The sequence below is a fragment of the Kitasatospora sp. NPDC059462 genome, assembly GCF_042749955.1.
GTDB lineage: Bacteria > Actinomycetota > Actinomycetes > Streptomycetales > Streptomycetaceae > Kitasatospora.
This window is the reverse complement of sequence record NZ_JBHYUU010000056.1, coordinates 1-19,984: the sequence shown is the minus strand read 5'-3', so window position 1 is coordinate 19,984 and position 19,984 is coordinate 1. Positions and strand designations below refer to the sequence as shown.

Genomic DNA, 19,984 nt, shown 5'->3' with positions numbered 1-19,984 from the left:
GCCGTGCCAAGGGAGTTCCGCATGACCGCCGATTCCCCGCCGCCCGCCGCGGTGACCTCCCCGTCCGCCGCCTCCGCCTCCGCCTCCGATGCCGCCGCCGCCCCGGGCGGCAGGGGCCGCTGGCGCCAACTGGGCCTGCTCAGCGCCGCCATGGCCACCGACAGCGGCGACCAGGGCGCCGTCTCGGTGCTCTTCCCCGCGATGCGCTCCGCCCTGAACCTGCCATTGGCGGCGCTCAGCCTGCTGGTCGCCCTGGGCAAGATCATCGGGGTGGTCTTCGGGCCGATCTGGGTGAGCCTCGCCCAGCGCTACCCGCGCAAGTACGTGCTCGCCGTCAGCTCCGGCCTGTGGGGCGTGTGGACCGTGGCCACCGGCCTCGCCCAGAACTACGTGCAGCTCGTGGTGCTCTTCGCGATCGCCGCCGCCGGCGTCGCCGGGAGCGGTCCCCTGATCAACGGCATCCTCGCCGACCTCTTCGACGACCGGGCCCGCGGCCGGGCGGCGGGCGTCCTGTTCGGCACCGTGGCCCTGGTCACCGGGCTCCTCGGACCGGTGCTCGGGCAGCTGTCCCGGGTCGACGGCGGATGGCGGTACGGGTTCTTCGCCGTCGGCGCCATGCAACTGCTGGCGGGGTTCGCCGTCCTGCTGTTCTTCGACGACCCCGGCGTCGGCGGGGCCGAGCACCAACTCGCCGCGCTGAAGGAAGGACCCGCCGCGCCGCGCGTCCGTGCCTTCGACCGGGCGGCCCTGCGCCGGCTGGCCGGCATCCGCAGCTTCCCGCTGATGTGCCTGCAACGCCTGCTCAGCGCCCAGTTCGTGATGATCGCCTTCGGCGTGGTGTTCCTGGTCGACGTCCGCGGGTTCAGCACCGCGGAGGCCTCGCTGGTGATCCTCCCCTCCTCGCTGTCGTACCTGATCGGCACCCTCGCCGGCGGGCTGGCCGCGGACCGCGTGCAGCGCCGCTTCCCCGGCTCGGGCCGCATCGCCGTCCTGCAGACCGCGATCCTCGGGTACGGCGTCGTCGCCTACGTCGCCACCCAGATCGCCTGGACCCACCTCGGCGTCTACGCCGCCCTCTTCTCGCTGCTGGGCCTGCTGCAGGGCTTCCAGCCGTCGGTCAACCGGCCGGTCGTCATGGCCATCACACCGCCGGAACTGCGCGGCGCGGCCTTCGCCGTCTTCCTCGGCATCGAAGGGGCCGCCTGGGCCGTGATCACCCTGCTGGTCGGCCACCTCGGCGACGCCGTCGGACTGCAGGGCGCCTTCCTGTGGATGGTGGTCGTGGTCCTCCTCGCCAACGGTCTCCTCACCACACCGCTGTACCGCACCTACGGCCGCGACGTCGCCGCCGTCCAGACCGAGCTGGACCGGCGCGCCACCGCCGACGACCGGCCGCTGCCGACCGAACCGCAGAACTAGGAACCGCACATGACCAGCCGTCCCAACTTCGTGATCCTGATGCCCGACCAGCTGCGCGCGGACGCCGTCGGCGCGTTCGGCAACCCCTACGTCAGCACCCCGCACCTGGACGCCCTCGCGGCCCGCGGCACCACCTTCAACCAGGCCTACGTCCAGCACCCGGTCTGCTCGCCGAGCCGGGCGTCGATGCTCACCGGCTGGTACCCGCACACCGCGGGCCACCGGACCCTCACCCACCTGCTCAAGGAGCACGAGCCCAACCTGCTGCGCATCCTCAAGGACGCCGGCTACCACGTCGCCTGGGCGGGCGCGCGCGGCGACACCTTCGCGCCGGGCGTCACCGAGGCGAGCGTCCACGAGTACGGCTTCTCGACCATGCCCACCGTCGGCTACGGCGGGGACTACCCGGACGGCGTCTGGTCCCGGCTGTTCTACCGGGGCCTGGTCCCCGACGACGGCCGGATCGACCCCGACGAGGCCGCGATCCGCTCCGCCGAACGGTGGCTGGAGAACCCGCCCGAGCAGCCCTGGGTGCTGTTCGTCCCGCTGGTCGCGCCGCACTGCCCGTTCCAGGTCGAGGAGCCCTGGTACTCCCAGGTCGACCGGGACGCCCTCCCCGACCCGGTCGCCCCCGGGGACGCGGCCGGCGAGCCGCGCTACATGCGGGCCGTCCGCGAGCGCTACGGGATCGGCGACGTCACCCCGGAGCAGTGGCGCGAGGTGACGGCCACCTACTACGGGATGATCTCCCGCCTCGACGACCAGCTCGGCCGGGTGATGGGCGCGGTCGCCGGGGCCGGCGCCGCGGACGACACCGTGACCCTGTTCTTCGCCGACCACGGCGAATACCTCGGCGACTTCGGGCTGATCGAGAAGTGGCCCTCGGCGATGCACGACTGCATTGTCCGCGACCCCCTGATCATCAGCGGCGGCGGCTTCGCCGGCGGACGGTCCAGCGACGCCCTGGTGGAGATGGTCGACGTCCTGCCCACCGTGCTGGAGCTGGCCGGGGTCGAGGCGCCGCACCGCCACTTCGGCCGCAGCCTGGTCCCGCTGCTGCACGACCCGGCCGCGCCGCACCGCGAGTACGCCTTCACCGAGGGCGGCTTCACCGTCGAGGAGGAGGAGCAACTGGAGCGCCCGGGCTTCCCGTACGACCTCAAGGGCGCCCTCCAGCACGAGGACCCCACCCTGGTCGGCAAGGCCGTCGCCGTCCGCGACCACGCCTGGACGTACGTCTGGCGGCTCTACGAGCCGCCGGAGCTCTACCACCGCGCGAGCGACCCCCGGGAGCGGGTCAACCTGGCGGGCCGCGAGGAGCACGCCGCCACCGAACGGCGGCTGCACGACGCCGTGCTGCGCTGGATGGTCGAGACCGCCGACGTCATCCCGCCCGCGCCGGACCCGCGCCTGCCGCAGGTGGCCCTGCCGGCGCCCGGCAGCCGGTAGCCCACCGTGCCCACCGGATCCCGCCCCGGCGGCGGCACGCCGTGGTACGAGGAGGGCGAGGAGCCGGACTACCGGTTCTCGCTGGCCAACGAGCGGACCTTCCTCGCCTGGTTCAGGACCGGACTCGCCCTCATCGCAGCGGCGCTCGCCGTGGCCCAGTTCGTCCCGGCGCACACCCGGGGGATCACGGGAACGCTGCTCGGCGCGGTACCGGCGGTGGCGGGCGCCCTGCTGTGCGGCACCGCCTACTTCCGCTGGCGCGCCGTCCAGCGGGCGATGCGCCACCGGCGGCCGCTGCCGCGGAGCCGGGTGCTGCCGGTGCTGGCCGTGAGCGCCGCGCCGGCCGGGATCGGCCTGTTCCTGCTGCTCCTGCTGCGGTCCTCGTGACCCCGGGGAGGGACCCCGGCCTGCAGCCCGAGCGCACCGCGCTCGCCGGCCGCCGGACCGCGCTCTCCGCGCTGGTCACGGCCGTGCTGGCGGTGCGCGGCGCCCTCGCCCACCGCTCCGCGGCCGAGGCGGCGGCGGGCGTCCTGCTCCTCGTGGTGGCGGCCCTGTCCGTCACCACGAGGACCGGCACCCGCGTCCGGCAGCACGCGATGTCCCTCTGCGCGGCCGCCGCCGGTCTCCTGCTCGCCGCGCAGTACGCCCTTCGGGCCTGACGGGGGCTGGCGGGTGCCCGGCCGTCAGCAGGTCCCGGGGCGCAGCCGGCGCAGGGCCAGGCGGAGGCGGCCGGTGGCCGGGCGGCCGGCGAGGACGGCCTCGAAGCGACGGTGGTCGCGGGCCGAGCGCAGCGCCGCGAGGTCGTGGGTGCCGGGCAGGGGCGGGGCGGGTTCGGCGTGCCGGGCGGCCCGGTAGCTGTCGAGGAGGTGCTGGTGCAGCGCGTTCATGGGCCCACCCTGCATCCCGGCGGCCCGGTGGGTCCCGCCGATTGACGGCCCTCGTCAACCGGCGCGGCCCCGGCATCCGCTCCGGCCTGGGCGGTCAACGGCCCGAAGGTCCGCCGGAGGTCGGTGACCTCGGCCGGGCCGGTCACCCAGGCGAGGGGGGCGTGGTGCACCCGGATCCCGGCCGGGGGCTGGAGCAGGGCCTCACCGGCCGCGTTCCGCGGCCACTCCACCGAGCCGGTGGCGGTCCTGGCGGGGACGAGCCAGTAGTCGCCCCGGGTGTAGGTGCCGTCCGGCCGGAAGTACACCTGGACGCCGTCCTCCAGGTCGAGCCAGCTCCCCTCCTGGAGCGGCAGGGCGCCGCCGGCCAACGGCGGGGCGTCCCGGCCGCGCGGTTCGCGGTGGTCCCAGCGGCGCAGGAAGGGGTGGCGCGCGGCCTGCCGGCCGACCTCCGGCGCCGGTTCGGCGGACAGCCGCACCCGGCGGCCCGGCAGGTCGATCTCCTCCACCTGGAGCAGCTCCGTCACCTCCTCCCGGCTGACGGACGCGCTGTCCGCGACCTCGACCCGGTCGCCGACCGAGAGCCCGAGCCGGTCGTCGTCGCCCAGGGTGCCGAGGCCGACCCAGACGCCCTCGACGGAGACGATCGGGAGGACGACCGAGCCGTTCTCCCGGGACCACGTGAACGTGGCGTCGCAGCCGGCCCGCCCGCCCTGGTGGACCTCCACCCGGTACAGCTGGTTCTCCGGGCCCCGGTAGCGGGCCTCGGGGTGCGCCAGGCACGGGTCCTCGCCCGCGCGCTCCGGCCGCCGGGCCCGCGCGGCCAGCCGGGCGACGGGCCGCTCGTGCGCCCCGGCCCAGGCGTCGAAGGCCTCCCGCACCCCGGCGAGGCCGCCCTCCGGAACGCTCAACTCCGAGGCGGGCAGCGCGAGTACCTGCCAGACGACCTTGGCCCGGGCCGCCGTGTCGGGCATCGCGGCGCCGAGCGCGACCTCGCGGAGCTCCGGGTCCTCGACCGCGGTGACGCTGCGCTCCCAGACCTTCAGGTAGACCAGGAACGGGAAGGCGCCGGGCAGCCGGTCGCCGGGGCGTTCCTGGTCGCGGTAGGCGTCGGGCTGGTCCCAGTACGTCCACCCGGCGGGTTCCTCGCCGGCCCCGCCGTCGGAGGCGCCGGCGGAAGGACCGGCGGAGGGGCCGGTGGGGGCGCCGGCGCCGCCGTCCTCGGGCACGGCCCGGCCGGGCACGGGCCGGTGGGCCTCGCACAGGATGCCGTCGACGTAGTAGCGGCCGCCGCCGATGGTGAGGTCGTCCAGGTCGTGGCTGCCCGGCACGTGGCCGATCGCGAACCCGGCCGCCGCGGCCGGTCCGCCGTGACGGCCGATCAGGTCGGCGGCGAGGGTGCGCAGCTGGTACCGCTCGATCGCGGCCTGCTCGTTGGCGTCGGCGTCGAGCTGGACCCGGCCCTGCTGCGTCAGCACCGCGGAGTAGTGCTTGCCGGGCCGGAAGGTGAGGCGCGAGAAGTCTGCGTGCACGGTCGTCCTCTCGGAGACGATGGGCGGGGGCGGGTCAGGTGACGAAGAAGATCCCGGCGTCGGCGCCGGCCGGCGTGTACTCGGCCAGCCGCGCCCGCAGGTTGTCCTCGCGCTGGGGCTGGAACAGGTCGTGGAAGGCGCCCAGTTCGGAGCGGTCCTCGGCGCCGCGGGTGATCTCCGGCGCGCACCCGGCGGCGAACCGGCCGTAGTCGGGCGTGCCGTAGCGGAGGCTGCTGAACAGCGGGCGGACCCGGGCGGTCTCCAGCTCGCGCAGCCGGGCGGCCCGCTCCGGGGGCAGCTCGCCGCGCTCGACCAGCTCGGTCACCGCCGAGCGGACCAGGTCGGGCTGGCAGGCGTAGCGGCGCGGGGTGCGCGAGCCCGGGGGCACGTAGCAGAACCGCAGGCAGCCGGTCGAGCGGCGGGCCACCCGCAGCCGCCCGGTGAAGACGCAGTCCTCGGCGACCGGCACCGCGTGGGTGTGCACCTCGCCGGCCACGGTGGTGCGGCGCGCGTGCAGCAGCGCGTGGGCGTGGGTGCAGTCGGGCCCGGCGAGCGCCGGCCGACGGGGCCCGGTGGCGTCCAGGACGCTGTCGCCGAGGTGGATCTCCAGCGGGTCGGTGCCGGCCTCGTCGCCGATGACCTGGATCGCGCCCAGGATGCTGTGCTCGATCCGCACGCAGGCCGTGGTGCGGTCCAGGACGAGGCTGGGCTCGTGCGGCGAGTGCGGCGCGCAGTGCGGCTCCAGCGACCAGCCCGGGACGAGGGTGCAGTGCCGCAGGGTGACGGAGGCCAGCGGGCCGGTGACGTTGACGCCGCGGCCGGTGATCAGCAGGCCGTCCAGGACCAGCCGCCCGCCCGGGACCACGCCCCGGACGTTGAGCGCGTCCGGGCGGTTGCTGTACCAGTCGAGCAGCCGGATCACCGGCCGGGTGCCCTCGGCGGCGCGCAGTTCGAGGCGGTCGTCGGCCCCGAGGTCGAAGTCCAGCTGTTCCTGGTGGGCGCCGCTGTGGGTGATCTCGATGACGGCGGCGCCGCCCGCGCGGCCGGCCTGCTGGTCGGCGCGCCACCGCTCGTAGGCGTCGGTGATCCGCTGGTACGGCCCGCCGGGGCCGACCCGGTAGAGCGTCCGGTGCCGCACCTCCGGGCGCTCGCGCGGGTACTCCCCGCCGCCGGTGTCGTCGCCGAACGCGTAGTGGTGGTCGACCCAGACGCCGCGGCGCGGGGCGGTGCGGGCCCCGAAGGCGATCCGGCCGAGCACCGGGTCGACGGCGACCTGGCCGCGTCCCGGCCGGTAGGTCCAGCCGGTCAGGTCGGCCACCGTGATCTCGGCGGGCGGGACGGGCTCCTGGGCGCCGTCGCGCCAGAGGGCGAAGCTCTTGCCGGGCCCGTAGTAGTCGGCGAGGCGCTCGGCCAGCTGGCGCCGCCGGATCGGGGCCGGCACGTTGTCGAGCGTCGCGAGGTGGGAGGCCGAGGGCTCCGGTTCGGGCCGGGTGAACAGCGGCGCGTCGTTGCCGAGCACCGAGAAGGTGAACAGGTTCCTGGCCCGGTCGATGCAGTAGGCCGGCGCCCGGGTGACGGAGTAGGGCTTCAGCCGCCACACGTACAGGGCGACCCCGGCGGGCGTGCGGCCGCCCGGGCGGCGGGCGGAGCCGGCCCGGCGGACGTCGACGGTGTGCGCCTGCTCGTCGAAGGGGCCGCCCAGCAGGTCCAGCGCGGCGCCGTCCCGCAGGCCGGCGAGCCGGCGCCGGCCCGGCCGCCGCCCGGCGGCGGGCTCCTCGTCCGGGCGCAGCAGCCGCACCGGCGGGGTGCCGGCGACCAGCCGGGAGAGTTCCACGGCGCGCGCGGGCCAGTCGGCGACCGAGGCGGACAGCTCCTCCAGCAGGGCGAGGGTGCCCTTGCGCCGGCGGTGGGCGACGGTGTTGGCGACGTCGTGCCGGGGCGCCAGCCGGGCGGCGAGCCGGTCGCGGGCCGCGGCCCGCTCCGGGGAGGCGGCGCCGTGCAGGCCGGTCGCGAGCACCTCCTCGTAGCCGGGCAGGATCCGGTAGCCGACCAGGTCACCGAGGTAGGCGACGGCCCAGTCGGCGGCGGTCTCCACGAACCGGTCCCGGTAGCCCTGGTCGATGCCGCCGCGCACGAGGTCGGCCTGCTCGGCGATGACGGCCAGCAGCGCGCGCAGCGGCTCGCCCGCGTCGGCGTCGCGCAGCCGGTGCCACTGCGGCAGCAGCTCCAGCAGTCCGTCCGGGTCCCGCTCGCCGGTGTCACTCATCCGCGGATCTCCTTGAGGATCAACGTGTCGGGCAGGTTCGGCGCCAGCATGACGAGCTGGGCCGGGCGCAGGCCGCGGAAGACCGTCAGCACCCGGCCGGGCGGCAGCGGGCGGGTGTCGGTGACGTCCGGGTTGAGCCGCAGCAGTTCCGCGACCGTGATGCCGTGGCGGGCGGCGACGGCGGTGAGGCTCTCCCCGGCGGGGTCGCGCACCCGGTGGCGCTGCTCCTCGAAGCGGGCGAGCGCGGCCGGGACGCTCGGCTGCGGTCGCGCGAGCCGCTCGGACAGCTGCTCCAGGCCCTCCGGGGTGAGGCTGCCGGGCACACCGGTGAAGGCGTCGACGTCGACCCGGGCCACGCCGGGCACCGCCTGGGCGGTGGCGAGCACCTCGGACAGGTGGGCGCTCTGGCCGAGTTCGCGTCCGGCGAAGCCCAGCCGGTCGAGCAGGGCGCGGCGCAGCGCCGGTTCGACCACGTCCCAGGAGCGGTCCGGGTCGAGCTCGACGCCCGCGGCGACGATCAGCAGCACGAGTTCGCGCGGCGCGACCTCGACCGGCAGCCGCGGGTCGCCGTGGGCGGTGAGCGCCGAGCGCAGGGTGCGGATCAGGTCGGAGTCGCCGGTGAGCGGGATGTCGTCCACCCCGGCCACGGTGACGTGGACCAGTTCGCGCCCGCCGTCCGAGAGCCGGGCGGCGGCGGCGCGCCCGATGCCGGCCCGGGAGCGGGTGAAGTCCGCGTAGTCGGGCACCGAGACCAGCCGGTCCAGGGCGGTCACGGCGAGCGGGACGGTGCGCCGGGCGAGGCCGGGGCCGTCCGGTCCGGCGCCGCCGGTGGCGGGCAGCGGGTTGACGACGGCGGAGACGCCGAGCGGGCGGGTGGTGAGCTGGGTGATCCGGCCGGCGCCGACGTTGCCCGCCGGGCCGATGCCGATCCGGTAGCGGGCGCGGACGTTCTCCCGGCCGGTGGGCAGGCGCGAACCGTGCACGCCGTCGCCGAAGGTGACGGTGGTGCGGCCGTCGCCCGCCGTCGCGGTGACGTAGACCCGCTCGCCGGGGCCGCGCCCGGCGAGGCTGTCGACCTCGTGCCAGAGCACCCCGTCGACCCGCACCTCCAGGGTGCTCCGGGCGCCCCCGGGGGTGTCGGCGGCCAGCCAGGTGAGCGGCGACTGCCAGAGGGCGAAGCGCTGGCCCGGGACGCCGGCGTCGCCGCTGCCGATCGCCTCGTCGCGGGTGGCGCCCTGGGTGGCGCGCACGACGTTGCCGAGGACCTGGACGGTGTCGCGCCGGTAGCGGTGGGCGAGGCCGGCGCTGAGCGTGAGCGTGGTGCGGACGGTGTCCCCGGGCAGGCTCGGGTCGACGCTCTGCCCGACCCCGGCGATCATGGCCAGTTCGGTGCCCCGGACGCCGGTGGTGCCCGGGATGTCGGTGCGCTCGCCGCTCACCGCGACGAGCCGGCCGGGGGTCAGCCCGTCGTAGAGCCGGGCGAGTTCGATCCGGTCGCCGTGGACGTCCTCGGTGACGGGCTCGTCGGCGAGCCGCAGCGACTCGCCGCGGGCGTAGACGGTGGCGTCCCGGATGTGCGAGAGCTGGGTGTCCTGGTCGTCCAGCCAGGGCTGCTGGAGGGACAGTTCGGTCACCTTGCCGGTGATGCCGAAGTCGGCGCGGGAGATCACCCGCACATCGGTCACCCGGGTGATGACCTCGGCGAGGTCACGGCCGCCCGGGATGCCGCCGTCGAGCCCCTTGCGCGGGCGCTGGACGACCACCCAGCTGCCGGGCGCGATCTGGTCGTACACGGCGTCGAGGGTGAGGACGGTGCCGGAGACCGGCTGCAGCTTGGTGGTGAACACCACCTCGACCGCGGGCGGGGACTGCTCGGTGGCGGGGTGGCGGTGCATCCGGACGTTCAGTTCGCCGGACTCGCCGGTGGTCTCCTGGCCCGGGTCGAGCCGGTGGTCGAGCACGGGGCCGGGCCCGCCCTCGACCCGCACGTGCACGCGGCCGTCGGCCTGCGGGCGGGAGACGAGGACGGTGCGCTCGGGCAGTCCGGCCAGGAACCGGGCGCTGACGCCGGGCTCCCGGTCGGGCGCGGGCGCGGCGCCGGCGTGCGGGTCCGGCGGCGGCGGTTCGGTGGTGACCACCTGGACCTGGCCGGGCCCGAACGGGAAGGTGTGGTCCCACGGCAGCGAGAACCCGCTGTGCAGCAGGCTGCCGGCCTCGACGTAGGTGAAGTCGGCGGTCGTGGGGACGGTTCCGGCGGTGTCGAAGCCGATGCGGACGCCGATCAGCGTGCTGCCGGAGAGCGGCCAGTCGACGTAGCGGTCGATCCGGCCGTCGGCGCCGTACACGGGTTTGAGCGGCGCGGTGGCGCCGAACGGCGTGGCCACCACCCGCATCGCCTGGATCTCGTGCACGGCGAGCGGCGCGGTCAGGTCGACCCGTTGCCAGGCGGGGTAGAGGCCCGCGCGCAGCCGGGGGTCCAGGGCGGTCAGCAGTTGCGGGCCGAGGTCCGATCCGGCGGCGAACAGGCGCCGCGGGTCGCGGGCGAGGTCGCGGGCGCTGAGCGGGGGCCGGGCGGGGGTGGTGCGCAGCGCCGCCAGCAGCGGACCGAGGCCGCGGACGGCCGGGTCGGCGGCCGCGGGGCCGGGCGGGTGGGATCCGGTCCCGTCGGGGGGCTGCGGCGGCTCCAGCTGGTGGGCGCGCTCGCGCAGCCGGGCCAGCTCCTCGCCGAGGGCGCCGAACCAGTCGGCCACCGCCTGCTGGGAGCGGGCCAGTTCGGCGGCCTCGGCGGCCCGGGCGGCCACCGGGACGAGCCGTTCGGCGAAGTCGGCCGGGGTGCTCAGCGGACCGTCGGGCCGGTCGAGGTCGGCGCGCAGCGGGGCCAGCACCTGCGCGTCGAACTCCCGGACGATCCGGCTGCGCCCGGGCCTCGGGCGGGGGGCGTGCTCGGAGACGGTGATCCAGTCCGTCAGCTCGGCGCGCAGGTCCTTGAGGGTGCGCAGGTCCCGGGGCAGCCCGATCACGGTGACGTCGTTGTCGCGGTCGATCCGCACCTCGGGCACCAGCCGCAGCACCCGGTGGACCGGGTCGGCGGCCCGGTCGGCGCTGAAGACGAACAGCAGCCGGTCGCCGGGCCTGATGTTGTTGGCGGTGCCGGCGGCGAACAGCTCGGCCCGGCCGCCGGGGTTCAGCTGCCCGGGCGTCAGCTGGTAGGGGCGGCGGCGCAGCACGGCCAGCTCGTTCCAGGCCGGGCGGGCGACGAGGTCCTCCGCCGTCTCGAAGGACTGCGGGTCCTCGCCGGGGCCGGGGACGCTCTGGCTGCGGGCGCCGCGCGGCACGGTGACGGCCGGGTCCTCGACGGCCCGCGGGTCGTGGTCGAGGGTGTAGGCGAGATGGGTGTCGGCGGCCACGCCGGGCCGGGGCCGGTGCCCGACCAGCCGGCCGAGCAGGGTGAGCGAGCCCTCCTCGGTGGCGGTGCGCAGATAGCCCTCGTCGGCGATCCGCTCGGAGTGGAAGGTGAGCACGTCGGCGAGCACCGCCCAGGCGTCCAGCAGCGCGATCGCCGGGTCGTCGGGGGTGCGGACGGTCAGGTCGCGCAGCGCCGGGTACGCGGGGCCGGACAGCCGCGCGAGCATGCTCGCGAGGAACTGCCCGTAGCGGCCGACGCGGTGGTCGAGGGCGTTCAGCCCGGGCGGGTTGAACAGCGGGGCCGGGGTCGCGGTCGCGGTGCCCGTGCAGCCGCAGGTGCACTGGCCGTTCACCGGCCACCTCCGATCACGATCGAGAGCCGGCCGTTCTCCGGCCGGTCGGGGTCGTCGTCGCACGCGGCGACCTCCAGCGCGCCGAGCCGCAGCAGCCCGGCGTCCGGCTCGCCGTCGTCCCGCCCGAACTGCCGCCGCAGCCGGGTGATCCGGGCGCTGACCACGCCCGGCACGGCGGCCGCCGCGGCCACCAGCCGGGAGGCCCGTACCGGCTCGCCGAAGCCCAGCGCGTCGGGGTGGAAGAAGCCGAGGCGCCCGTCCGGCAGCGCGCGGCTGCCCAGCACCCGCCGCAACTCGGCGAGGACGTGGCCGCGTTGGTACCCGGCGGCGGCGCAGATCCGCAGTTCGACGTCGAGCGGCACCAGCAGGGCGGGGCGGACGACCAGCTCGTGGCCGATCCGGCGGTACGCCTCCAGCGCGTGGCCGACCGCCTCCAGCAGGGTGCCGTCGGCGAGGGCCTGCCCGTACGGCTCGACGGCGACGTGCACCTCCTGGCCGCTGCCGGTCCAGCGGAGCTCCGCGGCGGCCCGCCGGACCTCCGGCAGGCCGGCGGCCAGCTCGGCGTAGTCGCCGGCCGTGACGGCGCGCAGCCGGCGGCGGCTCGGTGCGAGCGGCGCCGACTGCCGCACCAGGCCCAGCGGTTCGGGTTCGGTGCCGCCGGTCGCGGGCAGCGGGTTGCGGACGTGCAGCACCGCGTCCTGCGGCCGGGTGGCGGCCCCGCCCCGCGGTGGCCGGCAGACCACCAGGTGGTTGACCGCCTCCGCGCCCACGTTCCCGGCCGCGCCGTTGCCGAGGCGGTAGGCGACCCGCAGCTCCGCACCGGGCCGCGGCGGCCGGCCGTGACGGCCGTCGCCGAAGCGCAACGCGAGACGGCCGTCGTCCTCGAACTCGCCGACGAAGTGCCGGTCCCGGGGCCCGTCGGCCAGCAGGTCCCGGCGGGGCGTCCACTCCAGGCCGTCGGCGGTGGCCAGGACCGCGGGCAGGGCGGCGCGCGGGTCCTGGACGGCGGATCCGCCCGCCGGGCCGGCCAGCGCGGGGGAGCCGGGGTCGAGCCCGGCCGCGTACCGGGCACCCCAGCTCCGGTCCACCTCCCAGACGCCGGAGCGCCGGAGCACCACGCCGGAGCGGGTGCGCGCGACGAGCACGTCGAGGCGGCGCAGCTTGCCCGCGAGCAGCCGGGTGCGGCGGGCCAGCAGCTCGCGCAGGCCGTCGGCGGGCCGCTCCGCGAGACGCAGCTCCTGCACCACCCGGGCGCCGAACAGCACGGTGAGTTCGGTGAGTTCGGCGCGGGAGAGGCGGTGGCCGCCGCGCGCGCGGTGCCACAGCTCCTCCAGCCGCCGGTGGACCCGTTCGGGCACGGCGGCCAGCAGGGCGGCCTGTCCGGCACAGACGTGCGCCCGGTCCGGGAAGGCGGCCGCCCGGGTGACCGGCGTGTGGCGCAGCAGCGGCCGGAAGGGCTGCGCCAGGACGGGGTAGCGGGTCTGGTCGAGCAGCGTCTCCAGCACCGCCGCCTGCGCGTCGGCGGTGGGCGGTTCGACCTCGGCGCCCCCGCCGTCGCCGCCCTCCGCGCCGGAGCCGGGCGCGAGCCGCACGCCCAGCCCGGCCCGCCGGACCGCCGCCGCGCCGACCAGCGCCTCCAGCTCGCGGACCTGCCGCGGGCCGAGCTGCCGCCCGCCGCGGGTCAGGGCGAGCAGTTCCTGGAGGGCCTGCGCGGCCGGGCTGTCCCCGGCGCCCTCCGCGCATCCGCACCCGCAGCCGCCGCCCGGCGCGCAGGGCGCCACCCGCACCGGCTCCGGCGGCACCGGGAAGGTCTCCGGGGCCCCGCCGCAGAACGTCAGGGAACGGCCGTGGTCGGCCAGGACGACGTTGCCACGGGCCACGCTCACGTCGGCGACCGGCCCGCAGCCGCTGCCGCCGTGGGCGGACAGGCAGACCGGGAAGGCCAGCGCGTCCTGCGGCGCCCAGGCGACCTCGACCAGCGGCTGCCCGTACAGCTCGTCGACCAGCGGGGTGACCGAGGTCAGCCGGACGGCCTGGCGGTGCGCGGGATCGGCGTCGGCGGCGGCGCCGGTGCGCGGGCCGAGCACCTCCTCGACGACCAGCAGGTCTCCGGGGCGCAGCGCCAGCTGCCGGGCCCGCTCCTCCGGGCGGCCGGACCGGTGCCACTCGTCGCGCAGCGTGGCGCCGGTCGCGCCCGCGGGCAGCACGCAGTCCTGGTCGCCCCAGGTCCAGAACCGGATGGTGTTGTGGGCGGGGTGCAGCGCCACGTCCTCCCCGCCGAGCGGCTCGAACACCTCGACGGCGGCGGTGCGGGCGAGCGCGTCCAGCTCCTCGTCGGGGACCACCGCCGCCAGGTCCGGGCGGTCCCGCGGGTCGAGCCGGCCGACGTCGACGGCGGCGAAGCGGAAGGTGCCGCGCCGCAGCGTCAGCGGGCGGTCCACCGTCAGCGCGACGAACGCCCGGGCGTTGCAGCCGTCGTGCATCGGGTAGTCGGTCAGCCGGACGTGCCGGCGCACCGACACCCGGCGGCGCGCGGTGTCGAGGTACGCCTCGGTGGCCACCGCGTCCTGCTGGTAGGAGAGCAGGTCGGCGGTGTGGGCGAGCAGCTCGACCAGGGTGACGCCGAGGTCGGGCAGGTGCCGCTCGGACCAGCCGGGGACGGTCAGGCTCATCCGGTCCAGCACCAGCCGCCGCAGGCTCTCGTAGTCGCGGGCCGTGTAGTCGGTCACCGGGGCCGGGCGGACGACGGGCGGGCAGCTCTCCTCGGCGCGGCAGTCGAAGGGCGAGGGGCAGTCGGCGCCGAAGGAGAAGGCGGTGCTCGCGTACCGCGGGTCGAAGTCCGGACGGGGGCGGGTGCCCGGCCGGCCGTGGGCGTCCGCCTCGACCACGGTCAGCCGGTAGCGGGAGGTGTCGCCGGAGCGGTCGAGGGTGACCCGCATCAGGTCGTCCAGCTCCGGGTCGTCCGCGCGCTCGACCTCGACCCGGACGGCGCGCAGACCGGTGATCCGCCGGCCGCCGTCGATCCGGAGGTTCTCCGGGCCCAGCCCGTCCGGCGCCCGGCCGAGGAAGGTCACCTCCAGCGTGCGCCCGTCGTCGCCCGGCTCGGCGCCGTCCAGGCCCGCCGACCGCGCCGCGCGCACATCGGCGCGCCGCAGGTCCGTCCCGCACCGGGCCCCCGGCCCCTCGCTGCGCCCGGTCATGCCGCCACCCCGCCCTCGAAGACGTCCTGCCGCTGCGTGCCGGTGCGCAGCACCACGTACGCCAGCCGGACCCGCACCACGTCGTCCTCGCTCTCCACGTCGAGCGAGCCGACCTCGATCACATCGCCGAGCCACCGTTGCAGCGCCGCCCGGACGGACAGCTGCAGGGTGGCCGCCAGCTCGGGACTGTTCGGCGCGAAGACCAGGTCGAGCAGTCCGCAGCCGAAGTCCGGGTGCATGACCCGCTCGCCGGGAGCGGTGAACAGCAACTGCTCGATCAGGTCCCGCACGTGGTCGTCGTACCCGGCCTCGGCGGTGCGCCCGCGCCGGTCGATCCGGAACGGGAACGCCAGGTCCGTGCGGGCCGGCCCGGCGCCGTCGCCGGGGTACCCCGTGCCGTTCACGTCCCCTCCGCGCGCTGCTGGACGACGGTCACGACCGGCGGCCCCTGCGGGACCTGCTCGGCGCTCTGGCACAGCCCGACGGCGGAGCTCGGCAGCGCGGGGGAGCCGTTCACCCGGATCCGGGCCGACGGCACCACCCAGCGGACCGTGACGCACGGCTGCGGCTTGCCGGCCACGGTGAACGGGCAGCCGGTCACGGTGTACGGGTCGGCGGTGCCGGTGACGGCCTGGCCGGCGACCAGCACCCGGGCCTGGGCGGGCCGGGCGGTCGCCCGGGCGCCGTGCGGGCAGAGCACCGTGGCGTTGACGTGCAGCAGATTTCCGGGCACGAGGTCCTCCCCGTCAGGTCACGCTCAGGGCGTCCTGGTTGATGGAAACGGTGGCGCCGACGAGCGCGATCGAGGCGCCCTGGCCGTTGCTGATCCGGATGCCCGAGTCGTTGATCACGATCGAGGCCCCGCCCGGGGTGCGCAGGGTGATCCCGGTGACCGGATCGTCGGACAGCACGATCACCCGCCGCCCGGAGGTCTCCAGCACCGTGTTCGGCAGACCCGGCGGGCCGGTCGCCGCCTCCGCCGGCACCTCCGCGGCGGATCCGTACCAGCAGCCCGTCCAGACCGGGTAGCTCTGGTCGCCCTGCTCGAACTCCAGCCACACCCCCGCCCCGACCGGCGGGAGCGCGTAGTGCCCCATGCCCGGGCCGGCCACCGGGAAGCAGGGCATCGCCCAGGTGGAGACCGCCTCGCCCAGCACGTCGGGCACCTGGGCCTGGATGCGGCCGATCCCCAGCGGGTCGGCGTTGCTCACCACCGTCCCCCGGAACTTGCCGAGGTAGCGGGTCGGTTCGGCCATGCGGGCACCTCCTGACTGTGGCTGCTACGGGACGACGACCGGCTGGAGGGCGATCAGGCCCTCGCGGGTCAGCGTGAAGTTCTGGGTGTACGAGCCGCGCTTGAGGTCGTGGGTGACGCTCTTGACGAAGTACAGGCCGTCGTAGGTGAGGCCGGCGCCGCGGACGCCGACCAGCTCGCGCGGCCGCAGCACGTGCCCGTACCGGAGGACGTCGAGCCGGCCGGAGCCCGAGACGGCGTCCGCCGACTGCACCGCCTGGGCGATGATCTCGGCCACCGCCTGGGTGGAGTCCTTCTTGGCGGTGTCGGCGACGACCTTCTTCTTCAGTGCCGGCGCGGGCCGCAGCGCGAGCGGCGGGCGCAGGACGCTCACCTCCGGCACCGGCAGGACGGCGGACACCTTGGTCGCCGGGAGCTGGACGCGGGCCTCCGGCTCCTCGCGGGCCGTCCCGTCGAAGGCGAAGGTGAGCTGGTCGACGTTGGACAGCGCGTCCATGTTCACGTTCAGCGCGTGCTGCGGGACACCGAGCCGGTTCTCCGGCCCCCAGTAGGCCCGGCTCGCCCCGGGGACCGGGCCGGGGTCCAGGTAGAACACGTACCCGTTGGCCTTCGCCAGCTCGTTGACGTACCCGAGGTCGGTGCCCTTCTGGAAGTCGATCCGCCGGGTGGGCATCGGCGTCTGCGGCACCAGCTCCGGGATCACCAGCGGGACGATGCCGTACTGCCCGTACTTGCCGATGATCGCGGCGACCCGGGCCGCCGGGGACATCGCGGGGAAGGGCACCCCGGCCTGCTCCTCCAGGTCCATCAGCACCGTCAGGTCCTCCCCGGTGACGGTGAGCGTGGACTGCCCGGGCTGGTTGCTGATGCCGACCTCCTGACGGATGATCACCCCGTCCATCAGCACGCTCGGGGTGCCGGTGACGGTCACCATCAGCACCACCCTGGTCTTCGGGTCGAAGAAGCCGCCCGGCAGCAGGGCGGTGTTGACCGGACCGCGCTTCGACAGGTCGAAGGCCAGCTGGAACCCGCTGCGCTGCCCGGACGCCACCGTGACCTGCGCCGACAGCAGGGCGTCGGTCACCGGCTGCGGCACCGGCACCGGGATCCGCGGGCCCATCAGCAGGCTGAGCCGGATCGGGCCGACCGGTCCGCCGCCCGTGACGGCCGGGGCGTCAGCCATGGTCCGCCCCCGCTCCCGCGCCGGGCAGCGCGATGACGATCCGCCGGCCCGGCGTCGCGGTCAGCTCCCGTGGATCCAGCACCGGGTTGGCGTCGGCGATCCGCCACCACTGGTCGGCGCTGCCGAGGTAGCGGTCGGCGAGCAGGTCGAGGCGGTCGCCGGCCCCGACGGTGTGCTCGGCGAGCGGCGTCAGGCCGTCCGCGCGCGGCAGCAGCCGCCGCCGCAGGTACGGCACCTGCCGTCCGTCCGGTTCCGTGTGCAGCGCGAGCGGGACGCCGTGGTAGCGGCTGCCCGGCGGGTACGGCGAGGGCACGGGCAGCGCGTCGAACGGGTCGCCGGCGGTCATCGGAGCCCTCCGCCCAGGCCGAGCGCCCCCGGCCCGCCGTCGGCCCCGGCGGTGACGAGCCGTTCCTTCTGCGCCAGGTGCGCGAGGTAGAGCTCCGCCCCGCGGTGGCCGGCCGGCAGATCGCTGACGGTCAGCACGCGCAGGCCGACGGCGACGGCCGCCCTGACCGGGTTCAGATCCATGTCGAACGCCTCCTCGGTGATGGTGAGTTCGGTCAGCCGCACCGGCAGGATCCGCTTGCCGCCCCAGGTGAACAGGGTGAGCGGCGCCTCGACCGGCGCGATCTCCAGGGTGCCGAGCGTGGCGAGCGCCTGGCCGGCCCTCAGCTGTGCGCTGGCCGGCTGCACCAGCGACTCCAGCGTGGCCAGCTGCGGAAGGATGCCGTTCGGGGCCGGCACGTCCAGCTGGTCGGTGGAGTCCAGCTCCGCGGTGAACTTCCACGTCTCCACGGCCGGTCCCTTGAGCCGCAGGGCCTCCGTGCGGTCCCCGCTGCCGTCCGCCCCCGCCGCCTGCGGGGCCAGCGACCGCTCCAGGCTGTCCGGGTTGAACTGCAGCACGATGATCCGCTGCGGCGTGCCGCGCTGCGGGTCGACGACGACCAGGCCGGAGCGCACCGGCCGGGGGGCGTCCGTGTAGGGCATCAGGAGTCGCCTTCCGTCCGGGCCAGACCCTCCAGCAGGACCCGGGCGTTGTGCCGGACGTGGTCCACCGGGTCCGTCCGGCCCAGCTCCTCCACCAGGGCCACCAGGCCGGGCCAGGGCAGGTAGCCGGTCGCCACCACCACCGCCTGCCGGATCCCCGGATCGTCGTCCCGGGCCGCGGCGGCGAACGCCTCGACCACCGCCCGGTCCTCCGGGCCCTCGGCGGTCAGCGCGGCGGCGTAGAGCGCGACGAGCCGGTCGTTGCGGTCGTCCGAGCCTGGCCGGTCGTCCGCTTCGGGCCGGTCGTCCACGCCTGGCCGCTCGCCGCGTCCGGCGCTCCGGCGCAGCGCGGTCAGGGCCTCGTCGAGGGTCCACACCCGGCAGCGGGGCCGCAGTTCCGCCTCCGTCTCCGCCGCGCCCTCGCCCCGGATCGTGACGTACCGCAGGCCGGTGGTCCGGTCGTCGACGTAGTGCACCTCGGCCCTGCCGTCCGGGGTGAGCCAGCTGTCGACGACGGCGCCGTCCTCCTCGCGCCCGAGGTCGAGCAGGTTCCAGAACAGGTCCCAGACGACCAGCTTGAAGTCGTGCTCGCCGAACTCGGGCCTGAGGACCAGGCGGGTGAACGATCGGGTCATTCCGGTCTTCTCTCTCATGTCAGGCCGTAGAAGTTCCGCAGGAAGTCCCGGACGAGCTTCTCGCCCTTCCTCACGGTCTCGTCCTCCGTGGCGGCGAGGATCCCCAGGCCGCCGGTGTGGGCGCGGGCCCAGGCCTCGCCGAGCTGCAACTCGCGGAAGCGCAGTTCGTCGCGGTCGGCCTTCGAGGCGTCGAAGTGCTTCTGCCGGCCGGCCTCCTCCTGCTTGAGCGCGCGGGCGGCCGGCACGGCCTTCACCATCGACATCGGGAACCGCCCCCGGTCGCCGCGGCGCTTGCCCTCGTACTCGGCGAACGCCTGTGTCCGGTCCAGCCCGCCGGCGCCCGGTCCGCGGGCCAGGAGGTCGGTCGTCATGGCCGCGTAGCCGAGGTTGGCGGGGCTCCGGACGGACTCCCGCACGAACATCAGCCAGTGCGTGCTGCGCACCAGGGCCCGCTGCTCGGCCGTGAACGAGGGCGGCAGGTGGCTGTTGGTGCTGTAGGCCCGCAGCGCCATGGCGAAGTCCATGTCGCTCAGGCCGACGCGCTTCAGGTCGCCCACGAGCTCGTGGTACTTGGTGACCCCCATGGTCATCGAGTTGAGGGCGCCCCGCTTCTGCTTCTGCTCGCCGACCGGTTCGGCGTCCGGACCGACCAGGTAGCGGTCCACCTTCCCGGTGCCGACGGTGTACGGCGGGAGGAGGAGCGGACCGCCCTGGGCGGCCGAGAGCTGGAGGGCCGATCCGCGCTCCCGCAGGTACCTGACGACGCCGGGGATGTCCTGCGACCCCTGGATCACCAGCGACTGGTTCACCGCGTCCGCCTGGGCCCGGTACTTGATGAGCCGCAGGCGCGCAGCGACGTCGATGACGTCGGCGCGGTCCAGCAGGCCCTCCGCCTGCTTGCGGACGATCGCGCGGATCTCCGCGTCCGTCAGCTCGAAGCCGCCCCCGGCCGAGGCCTTCGGGTTGAGCAGGGCCTCGACGGTGAAGGCCGGACCGCCGACCTCCGCCAGCCCGGTGAGCCGATACCAGGCCCGCATCCCGGCCAGCACGGGCCGCAGCACCAGCTGCCGGACGCCGCGGGCCAGCAGCCGCTGGATCCGCGGTCGGATCCGGGCGACGATCAGGTCCAGGCGCTGCTGCTTCGCCCGGGGCGAGTTCTCGCGTTCGCGGCGGGCGGCGCGCTGCTGGCGGCGCCGCTGCCGCCAGTCGCGCAGGCGGTCGCGCTGCCTGCGGTAGGCGTCGCGGATCCGCCGGGCGCCGGTGGTGAGGGCGCGGCCGAGCCTGCTGCCGAGGAGCCTGCGGCCGAGGGCGCGGGCGGCGGCCCGCACGCGGGTGAGGGCGGCCCGGACGGTCCGCCGGGAGGAGCGGAGCGCGCGGCCGACGGCGGAGGCCGGGCGGCGGGGAGCGGCCTTCGGG

17 protein-coding genes are annotated in these 19,984 nt (G+C 76.2%); 4 read left to right on the top strand and 13 right to left on the bottom strand.

The window, feature by feature from the left end; translation table 11 throughout:
* The first annotated feature begins 21 nt into the window (after positions 1 to 21).
* Genes ACFXAM_RS16890 through ACFXAM_RS16875 form a run of 4 tightly spaced genes read left to right on the top strand, consistent with a single transcriptional unit; the run spans position 22 to position 3,527 of the window.
* Complete coding sequence (locus ACFXAM_RS16890) at positions 22 to 1,419, top strand: MFS transporter (protein WP_380291859.1); 1,398 nt, start codon at positions 22 to 24, stop codon at positions 1,417 to 1,419.
* Between the two features lie 9 nt (positions 1,420 to 1,428).
* A complete protein-coding gene (locus ACFXAM_RS16885) occupies positions 1,429 to 2,868 on the top strand; it encodes a sulfatase-like hydrolase/transferase (RefSeq protein ID WP_380291857.1) in 1,440 nt (479 codons plus the stop codon).
* A 6-nt stretch (positions 2,869 to 2,874) separates the two neighbouring features.
* Positions 2,875 to 3,255, top strand: coding sequence for a YidH family protein (locus ACFXAM_RS16880; protein ID WP_380291855.1), 381 nt, complete (start codon positions 2,875 to 2,877; stop codon positions 3,253 to 3,255).
* Positions 3,252 to 3,527 (top strand): DUF202 domain-containing protein, encoded by a 276-nt coding sequence (locus ACFXAM_RS16875; RefSeq protein WP_380291853.1) that lies wholly within the window; start codon positions 3,252 to 3,254, stop codon positions 3,525 to 3,527. The genes ACFXAM_RS16880 and ACFXAM_RS16875 overlap by 4 nt, the downstream gene beginning before the upstream one ends.
* 24 nt (positions 3,528 to 3,551) lie before the next feature.
* Here the strand turns inward: ACFXAM_RS16875 and ACFXAM_RS16870 are convergent, their stop codons facing one another.
* The 13 genes from ACFXAM_RS16870 to ACFXAM_RS16810 all read right to left on the bottom strand — a co-directional run.
* Positions 3,552 to 3,755, bottom strand: coding sequence for a hypothetical protein (locus ACFXAM_RS16870; protein WP_380291851.1), 204 nt, complete (start codon positions 3,753 to 3,755; stop codon positions 3,552 to 3,554).
* The gene (locus tag ACFXAM_RS16865) at positions 3,752 to 5,284 is read right to left on the bottom strand and encodes a DUF6519 domain-containing protein (RefSeq protein WP_380291849.1); all 1,533 of its coding nucleotides are present in this window, start codon (positions 5,282 to 5,284) and stop codon (positions 3,752 to 3,754) included. The genes ACFXAM_RS16870 and ACFXAM_RS16865 overlap by 4 nt, the downstream gene beginning before the upstream one ends.
* Positions 5,285 to 5,318: 34 nt before the next feature.
* Positions 5,319 to 7,550 (bottom strand): hypothetical protein, encoded by a 2,232-nt coding sequence (locus ACFXAM_RS16860; protein WP_380291847.1) that lies wholly within the window; start codon positions 7,548 to 7,550, stop codon positions 5,319 to 5,321.
* On the bottom strand, positions 7,547 to 11,308 hold the full coding sequence (locus tag ACFXAM_RS16855) for a putative baseplate assembly protein (protein WP_380291845.1): 3,762 nt from the start codon (positions 11,306 to 11,308) through the stop codon (positions 7,547 to 7,549). The genes ACFXAM_RS16860 and ACFXAM_RS16855 overlap by 4 nt, the downstream gene beginning before the upstream one ends.
* Positions 11,305 to 14,508 (bottom strand): putative baseplate assembly protein, encoded by a 3,204-nt coding sequence (locus ACFXAM_RS16850; protein ID WP_380291843.1) that lies wholly within the window; start codon positions 14,506 to 14,508, stop codon positions 11,305 to 11,307. The genes ACFXAM_RS16855 and ACFXAM_RS16850 overlap by 4 nt, the downstream gene beginning before the upstream one ends.
* A complete protein-coding gene (locus ACFXAM_RS16845; protein ID WP_380291841.1) occupies positions 14,505 to 14,912 on the bottom strand; it encodes a GPW/gp25 family protein in 408 nt (135 codons plus the stop codon). Before ACFXAM_RS16845 ends, ACFXAM_RS16850 begins: the two co-directional genes overlap by 4 nt.
* Positions 14,909 to 15,241 carry a hypothetical protein gene (locus ACFXAM_RS16840; protein WP_380291839.1) on the bottom strand — a complete coding sequence of 111 codons (333 nt, stop codon included), beginning with the start codon at positions 15,239 to 15,241 and terminating at the stop codon, positions 14,909 to 14,911. The genes ACFXAM_RS16845 and ACFXAM_RS16840 overlap by 4 nt, the downstream gene beginning before the upstream one ends.
* Positions 15,242 to 15,254: 13 nt before the next feature.
* On the bottom strand, positions 15,255 to 15,764 hold the full coding sequence (locus tag ACFXAM_RS16835) for a phage baseplate assembly protein V (protein ID WP_380291837.1): 510 nt from the start codon (positions 15,762 to 15,764) through the stop codon (positions 15,255 to 15,257).
* 24 nt (positions 15,765 to 15,788) lie between these two features.
* A complete protein-coding gene (locus ACFXAM_RS16830) occupies positions 15,789 to 16,946 on the bottom strand; it encodes a hypothetical protein (RefSeq protein WP_380291835.1) in 1,158 nt (385 codons plus the stop codon).
* Positions 16,939 to 17,292 (bottom strand): hypothetical protein, encoded by a 354-nt coding sequence (locus tag ACFXAM_RS16825; RefSeq protein WP_380291833.1) that lies wholly within the window; start codon positions 17,290 to 17,292, stop codon positions 16,939 to 16,941. Before ACFXAM_RS16825 ends, ACFXAM_RS16830 begins: the two co-directional genes overlap by 8 nt.
* The gene (locus ACFXAM_RS16820) at positions 17,289 to 17,936 is read right to left on the bottom strand and encodes a hypothetical protein (RefSeq protein WP_380291883.1); all 648 of its coding nucleotides are present in this window, start codon (positions 17,934 to 17,936) and stop codon (positions 17,289 to 17,291) included. Before ACFXAM_RS16820 ends, ACFXAM_RS16825 begins: the two co-directional genes overlap by 4 nt.
* Positions 17,933 to 18,568: a hypothetical protein gene (locus ACFXAM_RS16815; RefSeq protein WP_380291831.1), complete on the bottom strand. Its 636-nt coding sequence runs from the start codon at positions 18,566 to 18,568 to the stop codon at positions 17,933 to 17,935. The genes ACFXAM_RS16820 and ACFXAM_RS16815 overlap by 4 nt, the downstream gene beginning before the upstream one ends.
* 14 nt (positions 18,569 to 18,582) lie before the next feature.
* A partial coding sequence (locus ACFXAM_RS16810) for a hypothetical protein (RefSeq protein ID WP_380291829.1) occupies positions 18,583 to 19,984 on the bottom strand: 1,402 nt, incomplete at its 5' end.

Bases quoted from the DNA above. Each gene is read 5' to 3' on its own strand.
- ACFXAM_RS16890 (WP_380291859.1), top strand. From the start codon at position 22: ATGACCGCCGATTCCCCGCCGCCCGCCGCGGTGACCTCCCCGTCCGCC.
- ACFXAM_RS16885 (WP_380291857.1), top strand. From the start codon at position 1,429: ATGACCAGCCGTCCCAACTTCGTGATCCTGATGCCCGACCAGCTGCGC.
- ACFXAM_RS16870 (WP_380291851.1), bottom strand. From the start codon at position 3,755: ATGAACGCGCTGCACCAGCACCTCCTCGACAGCTACCGGGCCGCCCGG.
- ACFXAM_RS16860 (WP_380291847.1), bottom strand. From the start codon at position 7,550: ATGAGTGACACCGGCGAGCGGGACCCGGACGGACTGCTGGAGCTGCTG.
- ACFXAM_RS16850 (WP_380291843.1), bottom strand. From the start codon at position 14,508: ATGACCGGGCGCAGCGAGGGGCCGGGGGCCCGGTGCGGGACGGACCTG.
- ACFXAM_RS16835 (WP_380291837.1), bottom strand. From the start codon at position 15,764: ATGGCCGAACCGACCCGCTACCTCGGCAAGTTCCGGGGGACGGTGGTG.
- ACFXAM_RS16830 (WP_380291835.1), bottom strand. From the start codon at position 16,946: ATGGCTGACGCCCCGGCCGTCACGGGCGGCGGACCGGTCGGCCCGATC.
- ACFXAM_RS16825 (WP_380291833.1), bottom strand. From the start codon at position 17,292: ATGACCGCCGGCGACCCGTTCGACGCGCTGCCCGTGCCCTCGCCGTAC.
- ACFXAM_RS16815 (WP_380291831.1), bottom strand. From the start codon at position 18,568: ATGACCCGATCGTTCACCCGCCTGGTCCTCAGGCCCGAGTTCGGCGAG.